Here is a 13,537-nt window from a genome sequence, read left to right on the forward strand (position 1 = left end):
ACCGCTGCAATTTCATTTTATAACAGGGTGTATTTCGTGTCAATACACCACAGGGCAGGGGTATAAAGCCAGTAATGATCCATCATATCTTACCTCGTTTTCAAAATACCCCAATACGTTTTCCATTCCTTTTATACAGCTTTCCATTGCGGCTGTAATAGTATGGATTTTGTGGCGATACCACATAATACAATTTTTGTCCTTCTTTTATCCCCCAATAAAAACAATCTGAAATATCACTATTTCCTACGCCATAATGCACGTTTCTTCCAATGTATACTCTTTCCAGACTACTGCATTGTCGTTTCCACCCTTCAAATGGAAAACCTATTCTAACAACGCTATCCGGGATATGAATCTCCCGAAGCATGACACATTCCCCAAAGCAGCCCATGTAATAATATTCATCTTCATAAACATCTTTGGTATGGATTCCAGGAAAATTTCTCCATACTCTGCATCTGGAATTTACGGCAAAATCTACCTGTACCAGTTCTGTACACGCATAAAAGCAGCCTCCCCCAAGAATCTCTACTGACGCCGGAATTCTGACCTGTTTCAGGCTGCGATGATGCGCAAAGGCAAGCCGGGCTACTTTCTTCGTTCCATATCGTATGACAACCCGATCCATATCGTTATATCCATAGATTGCTGCTTCATATTTATCATCATAAAGCACGCCATCCTTCATCTCATACCTTGGATTTCCTTTAACAACAGTAATATAATTTAACTGCGGACATTGATAGAAAGGAAGCTGACCTATTCTCGCTGCCGCCTTCCCGATCTTGACTTTTTCAAGACTCCTGCATTGCCAGAAACATTCATCTCCCACCCATTTCACATTGTCCGGTATCCTTATCTTTTTCAGTTTTTTACAGCCCACAAATGCATACTTTTTTATTCTGGTCAGACTGTCCGGTAATGTCACACTCTCCAGCTTCTTAAACTTTGCAAATGCAGCAATATTGATCTCTGTGACTCCCGATCTGATCACCAGCTTTTTCACCTTATTTTTAGGAAACGGATACTCAATATTATACAAACGATCATCATCACGCCATTGCGGATAATCTGCTTCATAATATGCATCACTGTACAATCTGCCCTTTCCAAAGATCGTCAAACATTGTTTCTTTCGATCATAACGAAAACGGGCAAACGGACCGTGAACTCTTTTTTTGCACTTTGTGCCATCCTTCTTGCCCAAAAAATGATATTGATAACTGTCTGTTTTCGAATCATACAGCCATTCATAATAGATAGATTCAACTTCATCATGTACAAATCTTACAGGCGTTGCAGTTGGCGCTTTCCACGGCGTTGCAGTTCTTTTTGCACTTGAAGCTGGAGAGGATGCTGCCATCGAATTCTGCACCGGCGCAGGACTACGGTTTTCAACCGAATCCTCCGAACAGCCGCAGAAACAGTATATGATCGCAAGCATCATCAACAAACCGAATACCTTATTCCTCTTCATCCGCTCACCTCCATATTCATTATTTATTTCAAAGTAATACTATATAAAGTTGCCTGTTTATATGCTTCTAAAATACTTTCTATATAAGAAGATTTCATTTAACACCTATTGTCAAACAGTTATATCTACTCAATTATAAAACCATTCATTTATTTATGTAGTACATATACACATCCTCAAGGTCAATACTGTCCCGCACCGGCAGGCATCCCTCCGGCAGCTCATCCCCCACGATCCGCACACGAAGTCCTTCCCGCCTCTGATAAACATTACCGGTGCAGTACCTCTCCTGCAGCTTTTCCAGACTATCCAGATCACATGGCAGTTCCCCTACCTTCCCCTGTATGCTCTCGATCAGCTCCACCGGCGTGCCCTTCTGACAGATCCTTCCATCCCGTATCAGGATCACATCCTTGGCAATGCACTCAATATCGCTGACCACATGCGTCGCAAAAAGCACGATCATTTTTTGTGCCACAGCGGCAATATAATTTCGTATATTGATCCGCTCACTGGGATCCAGCCCCGCCGTTGGCTCATCCAGGATCAGCAGACGTGGATTCCCCAGAAGTGCCTGTGCCAGCAGAACACGCTGCTTCATTCCTCCGGAAAAGCCTCCCACCTTTTTGCGCCGCACTTCCCACAGATTGACCACCTGCAGAAGCTCCGCAATCTGCTTTCCGGCTGTTGCCGGGGCAATCCCCTTGACCGCCGCCATATATTTCAAGAACTCTTCTGCCGTATAATTTTCATAAAGTCTCTGCTGCTGTGGCATGTATCCTAACAGCTCCCTGTATTTTGCCCCCAGCTTAGTAATCTCATGGTCATTGCACAGCACCTCCCCCTGATCCCGCACAATGCTGTCCGTCAAAATATTGATCAGCGTACTTTTGCCTGCCCCATTTGGTCCAAGCAGAGCATGTACACCGGAATCCAGCACCAGACTCACGTCATCCAGTGCTGTTTTATCCCCAAACCGTTTCGTCAGATGAGAGATTGTAATCTCCATACGCTTTAAACTCCTTTCCCATTTATTCCATCCTTAAAATGGAAAAATACTCAGCCTCCGGCAGCATCAAAATATATTTCCCAAAAGCAGCGGATCAAGCAGTACATATTTGAAAACCTTCACTCCACTTAGATACAAAACTAAGGGCAGCGCAAATATAGAAATACTATATACCACTGTCATAATAAAGCTTTTCGCACGGCTGGAGATCAGGTAAACCGCAGCCATTACCAGGAAAAATCCCAGATAACGCATGACAGAGATCAACGCCAGATAGTCCACCACCGCCAGTCCCGACAGATACATCGGAATGTGGGCCATGCTTGCCACGGAGCAGTTCCAGCCCTTTGTTCCAAAAGCACTTAAGATACGATAAAATTCACTTCCATAGATAATTCCATAGATTACTGTAACAATTCCCATGCCGATCCAAAGCTTGGCACTCCACAACTCCTGCCTTCCCCCAGGCATTGTCCGCAGCAGCCGCATCATTCCCGTTTCATATTCCCGGGAATAAATCCCTGCCACCGTAAGGATCACCATAAGAACGCCCTCCAATGCCAGCACCGCATCCCGTTTCCATGCCATCTCATACCCCGTCAGCTGCTCGTAGCCTCTCTCGTAAAAGAGTCCTCCATTCGAAATCCCGGAAATATAGCTGATGTGATTCATCAACACCTGAAAACCCTCTGTTCTTTTGCGTTCCCTGGCATATCCCGATTCCACAATTGATTTCAGTTCATCCGTAGCCGCCTTCCGTTTTTCCTTGTGGATCTGCCTTTCCAGAGCAAGTCTCTCCTCCCGCCACTGTTTTATTTTTTTGGCAGAAACCTTCGTATACGATCCGGACACCTGATCCACATATTCCTTATAGTAGACATCCGATTCATCATCATACAGAGAATGTACCGCTGTATAGTTCCACCAGATCACTCCTGCAAATATGCATATCATCAAAAGCACTCTCTGATAATACAGTATCTTTTTTGTTTCCCCGTAAAATAAACGATATCCCCGTATTTTTTTCTGCCGCTTCCCCTGTGACAGAATATGGCGTTTGGCACGGGATACAATTTTCTGGTCACAGAAGAAAAATACAGTTCCCGAAAAAAGTAAAATACCCGCTACAATAAAAAACACGATCCCCACTGTAATATAACTGACCGGAAAACCGTACAGTCCAATATTCCGATATACTGCCATCATTTCGCCCGTATGCAGAAAGCCTATGAGATTCACATACTTCAAAACAGACACCCAGCTATTCGCTGATATTCCCCAATATGCCAGACTGCTTCCCCCTAAGATCACCGCCAGACAGATATACAATTTCTGCGATGTACCACAGACCGTCATCAGGAATAATATTAACAGCATACTCACAAAATACGCCAGCAGTTTCAGTCCCAAAAACAGGACAATACTTTCTTTTAAATCTGCTGCCACGCCGGTTCCAATAAATCCATTTACGGATTGCAGACAGGCATTTAAATCTCCCAGTCCATACAATTTCCATGCCACCAGGATATTTTCCAGATAAAGGAGCAGCATCACCTCCATTGTAAACAGCAAAAGTGCCAATACTTTATAAATAATAAACGATTCCCGCCCCCTTTTCATTGTACGGATAAAAAAATATTCTCCCCGTTCCTTCTCCTGCATAAAGGAAACGGCTGCAGCGGCAAGCAAGGTCACCAGACCGGCAATATCCGTCTGAAAAAACAGAAGGATCATTGCCCAGCCTCTGGAAGGAACGATCTGCACTGTACTTCCTTGAAACTGCCGCAGCATTTTCATAACCTTTGCAGCATCCTTCCGATCGTATTTACTGCTTTTTCGAAAACCTTCAAACACCTTACTTTTAGAATAATCCTTCTCCCGCTCCTCCAGATAATCGTCATAGCTGCCAGCACGGGATATTTCGTCAAGCATCGTCTCATAACCAATTCTTCGTTCATACTCTATATTCTGATTGTTTGACTTTTTCTTCAGATAGCTTTTTGCCTGTGCCGGCTCCATCCCTTTGATCTCATGGTATATGCTGCGATAACAGGATACCGTCGGCTCCATCCATGACTGACGGCTGTACTCACTCCGCAACAGCAAAAACAGATTCAGTAGAAGTCCTGCCACTACAAACACTGCCACCGCCCGTTGCTTCCACAATTTTTTATGCTCTCTCCACATACCTACTCCACCTTGCTTTTCAAATGCTGTAATTATTCATCTTCTACCCTTCCCACGCCTTGATCTGCTTTTCCACATCATCCCGGTACTGTTTCATCCTCTTAGTGGCAAGCTTCTTCACCATACTGTCATACTCCCGGTCAAAGTTCTGCGCATGCCAGATATCCTCTCCCTTTCGCATTGCATTAATATAGTTCTCCAGATCCTTCTCGTAATCACCGGCATCCGGCTGGAAGCCGATCAACGGTGACTCGGTTACATTATATGACTGAAAATATTTCCTGCGATTTTCCGATTTGCCGGATTCCCCATCTGTATCCAGCGGCGTTGCTGCAATCTGATTTCCAAAATTCATTCTCAGAAAAGAAAATGTTGTCTGCAGCTCCTGCGAATAATTGCTGACCACGCCATCCTTCACCTGATAATTTCCCTTCTGCACACCATACAGCATCAGATCAGCAATCTTCTGATCCGTATATGCCAGTTCCAGAAACTTTTCTGCCTGTTCCTTACAGTTTGATGCCGATGCCACACCGGTGGACATGTTTGCCTTTGAAAATACCGTCTGCTTTGGCCGGACAATCTCGCAGGACATTTTCTGAATATCCTCGCTGCAAGCTCCATAACCGATTGCCACCAGCCAGTCACCACTCTGCAGAGTCCCCTGCTCCCATGCCGCAGTATCCTCTCCTGCCGTACTGCTTATATAATTCTCCTCTGACAGCCATCCTCTCCGATACCAGGTATGAAATCTCTCGTATACGGCACGAACCTTTTTGCTTTCATACCATAGCTCTGACTTCTTCGTCTGATGATCCAGTGCCAGTCCCAGGCAATAATCACTGTCAGCAAAACCGGACAGATTACCATCCTCCAGACTATTTAATAAGATGATCGGATACTTCGCCTTCACTTCTGTTCCACTCACTATCTTTTCTACCTTTTCCAGCGTATCTGCCTCTTTGAAACCGTCCTTCCCCTTCAGCTTTTTATTGTATGCAATATAGATTCCCTCATAATCCAGCATAGAACTCGGCACAGAATAGATTTCCCGATTGACCTCCACCTGTTTCCATTCCGTCTCACTGAACCGTTTTTTCAGCTTTTTGCCGCCATTATCCAAAAAATCGGACAGTGGTTCATAATATCCCGATTTCAGGGCATCGGCAGAACGATTATTATAAACCATAGATGACGGTACCTGCAAAATATCTACCTGCGGATACTTTTGGGCAAGCTTATCCGGATCATTCTCCAAAGCACTGATAAATTCCACCTTAAAGTCATACCCGCTCTTTTTCAGATAATGATTGATCTGAGAAACGGCATTTGCCGATGGAAGCTGATTACTCTGGACCCCCCAGACTACAGTATCTTCCGGATCATTATTCTTTATATCCTGCTTTTCCTGGATTTTCTTTTTTTCTGACTTTTCCGGGAACTGATATTTTCCCTTCTCCAGCTCTTTCAACGGAATAGCATAGTGTTCATAATCATCATCCGACCAAAATATCATTACATAAACATACTCATTCGTGGCATATTGCGGAACCACGGAAGCCTCCGATTTTGCCAGACATTCTGACTGTCCCGTTTCCCGATCATACCGATACCAGTCAAGAACATCCCTCTTTTTGTCATAAATCGTATATAACACACTGCGCTCTGTCACGGCCACGCCTCTGTATCCGCTATCGTATTCCTTTTCTTCATTTTCCGGCGAATGGTAAACCACGATACTGTTTCCTTCCCCGCCCCGAAATTGTTTCGCCGTGAAATTTCCATAGTAATCCTGTATCATACACCAGTTTCCCGCATAAACAAAATCATGATTTTCGTCAAAGGACTGCGCATTTTCCATTTCTCCGTCCGAAAGAGAAACATCCACCTGCATAAAATGTAAATGTTTATCCAGGTAATTTATCTGCTTTTTTTCCGGTAGTTTATTTATTTTCTTTCCATCAAAATTCTCATCATAATATAAGCAATAGAGCGATACATCTTCACTTCCAAGACTTATTTGTGATATATAAGGTCTGGCGTCTTTTCCAAATGCATTATCCTTCTCATCCCGTGTTAGATAGACCCGCTGAAAGCTCCAGTCATTCATATTGATAATATAAATTCCCGCTTTTGTACGATAGCTATCATACTCTATGTACTCTCCTTTTTCGTTGTAATATCCTGCCTCCTCAAACGAAACCACCATATACAAACCATCGCACTGTATGTTGAAGATAGTTATAGAAGTGTTCTCTTTCTCATCAATTTCCACTATCTTCTTCTGACCGCCACCGGTCAGATCCTGCTCCCAAATCTCCCATGGTGCATTTTTCCCCAATGGATCTGCAGGAACATAATACAGCTTATTCCCATGGGGTATATATGCACTGATATGACTAAAATCCGCCTCACATTCCGTCCGCTCCAAAGAGCCCTCCGACTTTCCTGCCTCATGCTCACAATTCGTTTTTGTGCATACAATGGATTTTTCCCCAGTTGACGCATCCAGATAATATAGAAAATCATTCTCTGACTTATAATACTCTCCGCTGCTTCCATAGGCAGCTCCCATTACATATGACGATATTCCATCAAAAGCAGTCTCCTTTTTTTCTTTTGACTGCTGACTGAATCCCTCCGGCAGATTCTGAACCACGATACTCCCCACCAGAAATGCCAAACACAGAATCCCTGCAAGCAATACAAAAATCTTGACCCTTGCCCTCTGTTTCATCAAATCCCTCCAACTTAAAAATGCCATTTACAATAATAGAGAGAAGGAGAGTCCCCCTTCCCCCCATTACTATAAAAATATGCTCTATCTTATCGTTCCTACCATTAAATTTTTTGATTTTGAATTTCCATAATGCACACTATATGCATAATTGCAGCTTTTTCCTGACGGATAATTTTTCGTAATGTTAGCCTGTGCATTTCCTGTTTTTTTCGGCATATTCACAACAGCATCGAAACTTCCTGAACTTGTACTGTAAAACTGATAGGACAGCTGAACACCACAACTAACTGATGATGTGGACTGTGTAACAGCTTGTACATTTGTACTATTACAAGATAGATGACAATTAACTGTATTTCCTCCAACTTTAAATGATGTACTAGCCGCATTAACAATTGTAGCTCCAAAGGTTCCACACATAATCAATGCACCTAGCAATAAACTTGCACTAAATTTTTTTAGATTTTTCTTCATAATAAATTCCTCCTCCATCATAATAATTTTCACCAGTATAAGATAAAACATCTGAATACAGTTACTTTTAGTTACATCTGTAAAATCCTTGTATTCTGACCTTGCTGCCACTTTCGTTTTTCACATATACTCTGTATCTCCCTGATTTGGAAGCATGTAACCTGTTTTCCCGCATCTCATATATATTTCATCGCTATTTTTCACAATCTGACAGTTTCATACGTTTAATTTTCATAACGACACTCTTTCTCTCTATATTTGTAGACCATTCTCTATAAATTTAATTCACTTTCTTTTAATTGTCAAGCTATTTTTATATAAGTATCACTCAAAAAAAGGGAAAATACCGCATCAAACGATATTTTCCCTAAAAGCTTGCAATCATTGATATCTTTTAAACAAACTGAAATCCCACAATTCCTACAATACACACAATTCCTCCCAGCACACTGAGCAGATCGTGTTCCTCCTCCTTCCGGGCAATTCCCCAAAAGAAAAGCACAACCAATATCATCGGCTGAATAAAGGAGTAATTCGCCAGACTCACGGCGATCACTGCATTCTCTCCTAAAAGACCGGCAACATTCGGAATCTTTGTCAATACCACAAACAGACCGCCGTTTCGTTTTTCCCGGAAGATCCGGACCGGATGTGCCATAGGAAGAAGGATCAACGCCAGCAGGATCAGCGCAAAATAAAGACACATGGTTGAAGATATATACGGTTCTGCTGCTGCGATCACCAGTCCATATCCATATTTTGCCGCCAGATAAACGATCAACGGAAGGACGATCTTTCCATAGCGTATTTTCTTTCTGCCGGCTTGTGCGATCAGAACCAGCCCAATCACTGTCACTGCAATAAATCCCAGACGAAGCCATGAAAAACTCTGGGTCTTCATCACTATGTCCGTAAAATAGGACACAAACAGACAGATCCCCAGCCATGCCTTGAGTTCAAATGCGGACATATCCTGCAGGATCAAAGCAGACATCTGAAACTCCAGCATCTTGGATGCCGTCAGCAGCAGGATTGCTGCAACCGCCGGAATCCCCCATATCACACGGGTATCCACAAAGGGAAGGGTAAATGTCATAAAAAGAGCTGTGGCTGCTGCCATCAAAAAGGTCAGCTCATTTCCGTTAAATTTTATTTTTGCAACTGCATATTTGTCACTGAGAGAGCATATGGTGTAACATAGCACAACCATTAACATTAAAACCATTTTAATCCTCCTGATATGTAAGTGTAAATATGTCTGCACACCGGAGCTGTAATCTCTATTGTGCGGACAAAAACAGGGACAGGCTTTTCAATGAGTGAAAAATCTGTCCCTATGTTTCATTTCTGTTTTAATTATTTGTTGGACATTGCAATCAGTTCATCTAACATCTTTGGTAACTCTGTATCCATATTTTCATCGGAAAACTGGCAGGTACCAACCGCCTTGTGACCACCGCCGCCATACTTGAGCATCAGGCTTCCCACATTCACATCGGAGGTCTTATTTAAGATACTGTAACCAACGGCTGCGGAACATCCCTTGCCGCCTTTTCCATTTACGATCCAGCAGGAAATATTCTGCTCCGGATACATACTATAGATCATAAAACGATTGCCGGAGTAGATCGGATCTACACCGCGAAGATCAGAAATGATTACGTTTCCCTCCACACGGGTATATGCCTTTACCATCTCCTGGAACTTCTCGGACTGCTCATGATAAATCTCAATACGCTCTACCACATCCGGAAGCGCAAGAATCTGCTCTGTGGTCATGGTACGGCAGGCATCGATCAGCTCCTCCATCAACTGATAATTTGGGATGCGGAAATTGCGCCAGCGTCCCAGTCCGGTACGGGGATCCATAATAAATCCAACCAGGATCCATCCGGTCGGGTGAAGGATCTCATCAATCGTAAGATTTGCAGAATCTACTTTATCAACAGCTTCCATCATATCGTCAAACTGTGGAAACTTCTCTTTGCCACCATAATACTCATAAATAATACGTGCACAGGATGGGGTAATACGGCTCTCTCCCTTATACTTTCCTGCAAGCTGCTGTCTCTCATGCTCACTGGAGTGGTGATCAAACCAAAGTCCGCAGCCCTCTACATAAGGAACATTTGCAAGACAATCATCCTCTGTGATCTCAATCAATCCATCCTGCAGATCCTTTGGATGGGCAAATTTCCAGTGATCGATAATTCCTGCCTCTTTTAAAAGAGCCGCACATGCTAATCCATCAAAATCTGATCTCGTTACTAACCTCATGATAATACCTCCATTCCTATCTGTCACGTATAAATCTTCCGCCAAAACCAATGTTTTGTCCATGCATATACTATAAGTATACTATACACAAATAAACAGGGCAATAAAAATCTGCATTTTCTGTCTTTTATTCCTGTGTGCCGGCCTTCTCCAGCATCTCACATACCTTGATCAAAATAGCACTCTCCAGACGCTTTCTCTGAATCTTGCATGACATCTCATGTACCTTGTGAATGTCTCCGTTATAAATGTAATTATTTGCATTGCATCCACCGCTGCAATAGAATTTTGCCCAGCATTTCTGGCAGGATGGCTTAGAATAAACATGAGCTCCGGCAAATTCCTTCTTGATCTCCTCATTGAAGGTGCCGTCCTCGATGTTACCCATGCAATACTCCTCATGGCCAACAAACTGATGGCAAGGGTAAATATCTCCATCCGGCGTAATGGAAACATACTCGTTTCCGCTGCCACAGCCACGAAGACGCTTGATCACACATGGCCCCTGCTCCAGATCGATCATAAAATGGAAGAAATTCAGGAATCCGCCGTTTTTCTTTAATTCCATCAAACGGTCTGCCAGACGGTCATATTCCTTACAGATCTGATCCAGATCCTCCTCTGTAATGGCATATTCTACCTTTGGATCCTCCACAACAGGCTCCACAGAAATCTGGTCAAAGCCCTGATCATACAAATGGAATACATCCTCAGAGAAATCCAGATTATACTTGGTATAAGTACCACGGACATACCATTCCTTATCGCCGCGCTTTTCCACCAGCTTCTTGAAATTCTTTACGATGCGGTCATAGCTTCCATTGCCATCGGCACGAACACGCATACGGTCATTGACCTCCTTACGTCCATCAATGGAAAGAACCACATTGTACATTTCCTTATTGATAAAATCAATGGCATCATCATCCAAAAGCATACCATTCGTCGTAATGGTAAAACGGAAATTCTTGCCATATTCCTTCTCTTTGCTTCTTGCATACGCTACGGTCTGCTTTACTACATCAAAATTCATCAGCGGCTCTCCACCAAAGAAATCCAACTCCAGATTTTCTCTGCCCACAGATTTCTCCAAAAGAAAATCAATCGCAGCCTTTGCAGTCTCCAAAGGCATCAGCTTACGTCCCGTACCGAAATCACCGGTGGAGGCGAAGCAGTATTTGCAGCGGAGATTGCAGTCATGGGAAATATGAAGACACATTGCCTTGATCGGAGAATTGATCGCCGTCTCTGCATAAACGGCATATGGATCTCCGCTAAACAGTACCTTATCATGGTACAGTTCCAGAATCTCTCCGTAACATTCCTTCAACTGCTCTACCGTATACTTGCCGCTAAGCTCATCCAGCGCCTTCTGCGGACAAGTCTCCTCTAACGGCTCCTCAATATAATCCAGCAGATCATATGTCATATCATCCACCAGATGAACACCGCCACTATTTACATCCAATACAATATTTAAATCCTTTGCTTTAAATTTATGAATCATTTTTGTCCTCTTTACTCTTTCTAATATGTTGACAACACATAAATAGCTGCTGCAATAAATTGCAGCAGCTATCAGCTTTCAGCAATCACAACAATTATTTGTCGTCATCCTCTCTTGCACACTTCTGATTTCCTACAGTACAAGATGTCTTGCATGCAGACTGGCAAGATGCCTGACACTTACCACAGCCGCCCTTCTTTGCGGACTCGCTTAAGTTTGCTTTGTTTAATGTCTGAATATGCTTCATGATATCCTCCATCCTTTCATAAGTTCTAAACACAATTATTTATTCTATTTTACCACATCCCGTAAAAAATTCAACCATTTGACGAAAATTTTGCAATAAGTATTTTTTCCGTCAAGATCTTGTTATTGCAAAAGGAATAAACTGGCAAAATAATTTGAGTGCATTTGCAGATAATAGAAATCAGGATAAGCAAACAACAAAGCCTATCCCGCCGAAAAAGATATGAATCTGTATATACAGAATGAAATCAATCGGCAAAACAATTTCAAGGAGGTAGAAAAAAATGACAAACAGTCAGAGTTCAAGAATGGAAGTTCCACAGGCAAAGGAAGCTATGGATAAGTTTAAGATGGAGGTTGCCAGCGAGTTAGGAGTACCACTTAAGAATGGTGGATATAACGGTGACCTTACTTCTGCACAGAATGGTTCTGTTGGTGGCGAGATGGTTCGTCAGATGATCAAGCGCCAGGAAGAGTCTATGGCAGGTAAATAATCACCTGTAACCGGGACACAACATCCCAATATCTTCCATGAATGACCATGGAAAAAGGGCTGAGATTCTAAAGAACCTCAGCCCTTTGTATATTTTAAAACAAATCTTACAGCTCGATGTATTTTCCTTCACCATCGTCTCCGTTGATGACATAATATGCTTTGCCTTCCTCAGAGTTGATGTAAACCTTCAGATCCTTGATACGTCCAATCTGATGACCCTCGTTTTTGTATGCCTGCTCGATCAAAGATACAACCTGGCCAGCCTCAACCTGCTTGCCGTCAAACTCAAAGTATACTTCCTGAACACGAGGCTCAGCCTTCTTTGCTGCAGGCTTTCTTCCACGCTTCTTTGGCTCAGCTTTCTTTGCTGCTGTCTTCTTTGGTGCCTCAGCCTTCTTTGCAGGAGCTTTTTTCTCTGCTGTCTTCGGTGCCTCTGTCTTCTTTGCTGTTGTATCTGCTGTCTTTGCTACAGGAGCTGCCGGCTCTGCCTTCTTTGCTACGGTAGCTGCAATCGCTGCTGCTGTGTTTGTCTTTGCTACTGTCTCTTTTTTTGCGGTAGTATTTTTCTTATCTGCCATAATACTTCTCCCTTTCATAACTAAAGAAAAAATCAACAATTCGTTCTACGATAAGAAGTTTATAGCGTTTTTCGAAAAGTTTCAACCCTTTTTTCAATTTTTGTTACTATTGTATAATTATTTGAATTTTCCTCAAAAAAATTATAAATATTGCCTTGTTTTTCCAGTGGATTTTATTTCATTTTTGGTTTAAAAATCAACGAGGCAATATAACCAAAAATTAACGCTCCGGAAACTCCCACGGAGCATGCTGTAAAACCGCCCTTAAATAATCCAATAAATCCTTCTTTGTCAATCGCTTCTTTCATACCACGAAATAAAACATTGCCAAAACCAAGCAGCGGAACTGTTGCTCCGGCACCCGCCCATTTTTCAAAAGGCTCGTACCAGCCAAGCGCACCAAGAATTACTCCGGTACACACCAGAATTACCATAATGCGTCCCGGCAGTAATTTTGTATTATCCATCAAAATCTGCACAGCCACACAGATTAATCCTCCCACGATAAATGCCCATATATAATTCATTTTTCGTTCTCCTTTT

Annotated in this window: 12 protein-coding genes; 1 reads left to right on the top strand and 11 read right to left on the bottom strand. The window is 42.7% G+C overall.

From position 1 onward, the window contains the following. Positions 1 to 100: 100 nt before the first annotated feature. From H8704_RS01180 to scfA, 9 genes are all read right to left on the bottom strand, one after another. Positions 101 to 1,480, bottom strand: coding sequence for a leucine-rich repeat domain-containing protein (locus H8704_RS01180; RefSeq protein WP_249296977.1), 1,380 nt, complete (start codon positions 1,478 to 1,480; stop codon positions 101 to 103). A gap of 145 nt (positions 1,481 to 1,625) precedes the next feature. Further along, positions 1,626 to 2,489 carry an ABC transporter ATP-binding protein gene (locus tag H8704_RS01185; RefSeq protein WP_249296978.1) on the bottom strand — a complete coding sequence of 288 codons (864 nt, stop codon included), beginning with the start codon at positions 2,487 to 2,489 and terminating at the stop codon, positions 1,626 to 1,628. A 66-nt stretch (positions 2,490 to 2,555) separates the two neighbouring features. Further along, the gene (locus H8704_RS01190; protein ID WP_249296979.1) at positions 2,556 to 4,676 is read right to left on the bottom strand and encodes an ABC transporter permease; all 2,121 of its coding nucleotides are present in this window, start codon (positions 4,674 to 4,676) and stop codon (positions 2,556 to 2,558) included. 43 nt (positions 4,677 to 4,719) lie between these two features. Further along, the gene (locus H8704_RS01195; RefSeq protein ID WP_249296980.1) at positions 4,720 to 7,413 is read right to left on the bottom strand and encodes a hypothetical protein; all 2,694 of its coding nucleotides are present in this window, start codon (positions 7,411 to 7,413) and stop codon (positions 4,720 to 4,722) included. 84 nt (positions 7,414 to 7,497) lie between these two features. Then, a complete protein-coding gene (locus H8704_RS01200; RefSeq protein WP_249296981.1) occupies positions 7,498 to 7,890 on the bottom strand; it encodes a hypothetical protein in 393 nt (130 codons plus the stop codon). A gap of 394 nt (positions 7,891 to 8,284) precedes the next feature. Then, entirely contained in the window at positions 8,285 to 9,115 is an 831-nt protein-coding gene (locus tag H8704_RS01205) for a hypothetical protein (protein WP_249296982.1), read from the bottom strand. 131 nt (positions 9,116 to 9,246) lie between these two features. Continuing rightward, entirely contained in the window at positions 9,247 to 10,167 is a 921-nt protein-coding gene (locus tag H8704_RS01210) for a DHH family phosphoesterase (protein WP_249296983.1), read from the bottom strand. Positions 10,168 to 10,294: 127 nt separating this feature from the next. Continuing rightward, positions 10,295 to 11,674: a thioether cross-link-forming SCIFF peptide maturase gene (scfB, locus tag H8704_RS01215; RefSeq protein ID WP_249296984.1), complete on the bottom strand. Its 1,380-nt coding sequence runs from the start codon at positions 11,672 to 11,674 to the stop codon at positions 10,295 to 10,297. Between the two features lie 94 nt (positions 11,675 to 11,768). After that, positions 11,769 to 11,921, bottom strand: coding sequence for a six-cysteine ranthipeptide SCIFF (gene scfA, locus H8704_RS01220; protein ID WP_022305223.1), 153 nt, complete (start codon positions 11,919 to 11,921; stop codon positions 11,769 to 11,771). A gap of 283 nt (positions 11,922 to 12,204) precedes the next feature. On the opposite strand from scfA, the gene H8704_RS01225 reads away from it, so the two are divergent. Continuing rightward, the gene (locus tag H8704_RS01225; protein ID WP_022465197.1) at positions 12,205 to 12,414 is read left to right on the top strand and encodes an alpha/beta-type small acid-soluble spore protein; all 210 of its coding nucleotides are present in this window, start codon (positions 12,205 to 12,207) and stop codon (positions 12,412 to 12,414) included. A 106-nt stretch (positions 12,415 to 12,520) separates the two neighbouring features. Here H8704_RS01225 and H8704_RS01230 read toward each other — a convergent pair whose 3' ends face one another. Then, positions 12,521 to 12,994: a DUF6465 family protein gene (locus H8704_RS01230; protein ID WP_249296985.1), complete on the bottom strand. Its 474-nt coding sequence runs from the start codon at positions 12,992 to 12,994 to the stop codon at positions 12,521 to 12,523. 173 nt (positions 12,995 to 13,167) lie between these two features. Then, positions 13,168 to 13,521: a stage V sporulation protein AE gene (gene spoVAE, locus H8704_RS01235; RefSeq protein ID WP_249296986.1), complete on the bottom strand. Its 354-nt coding sequence runs from the start codon at positions 13,519 to 13,521 to the stop codon at positions 13,168 to 13,170. Positions 13,522 to 13,537 lie beyond the last annotated feature (16 nt).

The sequence above is a fragment of the Jutongia huaianensis genome (genome assembly GCF_014384985.1).
Classification (GTDB): domain Bacteria; phylum Bacillota; class Clostridia; order Lachnospirales; family Lachnospiraceae; genus Jutongia; species Jutongia huaianensis.

Coding starts and splice junctions, on each gene's coding strand:
- H8704_RS01180 (WP_249296977.1), bottom strand. CDS start 1,480: ATGAAGAGGAATAAGGTATTCGGTTTGTTGATGATGCTTGCGATCATA.
- H8704_RS01185 (WP_249296978.1), bottom strand. CDS start 2,489: ATGGAGATTACAATCTCTCATCTGACGAAACGGTTTGGGGATAAAACA.
- H8704_RS01190 (WP_249296979.1), bottom strand. CDS start 4,676: ATGTGGAGAGAGCATAAAAAATTGTGGAAGCAACGGGCGGTGGCAGTG.
- H8704_RS01195 (WP_249296980.1), bottom strand. CDS start 7,413: ATGAAACAGAGGGCAAGGGTCAAGATTTTTGTATTGCTTGCAGGGATT.
- H8704_RS01200 (WP_249296981.1), bottom strand. CDS start 7,890: ATGAAGAAAAATCTAAAAAAATTTAGTGCAAGTTTATTGCTAGGTGCA.
- H8704_RS01205 (WP_249296982.1), bottom strand. CDS start 9,115: ATGGTTTTAATGTTAATGGTTGTGCTATGTTACACCATATGCTCTCTC.
- H8704_RS01210 (WP_249296983.1), bottom strand. CDS start 10,167: ATGAGGTTAGTAACGAGATCAGATTTTGATGGATTAGCATGTGCGGCT.
- scfB (WP_249296984.1), bottom strand. CDS start 11,674: ATGATTCATAAATTTAAAGCAAAGGATTTAAATATTGTATTGGATGTA.
- scfA (WP_022305223.1), bottom strand. CDS start 11,921: ATGAAGCATATTCAGACATTAAACAAAGCAAACTTAAGCGAGTCCGCA.
- H8704_RS01225 (WP_022465197.1), top strand. CDS start 12,205: ATGACAAACAGTCAGAGTTCAAGAATGGAAGTTCCACAGGCAAAGGAA.
- H8704_RS01230 (WP_249296985.1), bottom strand. CDS start 12,994: ATGGCAGATAAGAAAAATACTACCGCAAAAAAAGAGACAGTAGCAAAG.
- spoVAE (WP_249296986.1), bottom strand. CDS start 13,521: ATGAATTATATATGGGCATTTATCGTGGGAGGATTAATCTGTGTGGCT.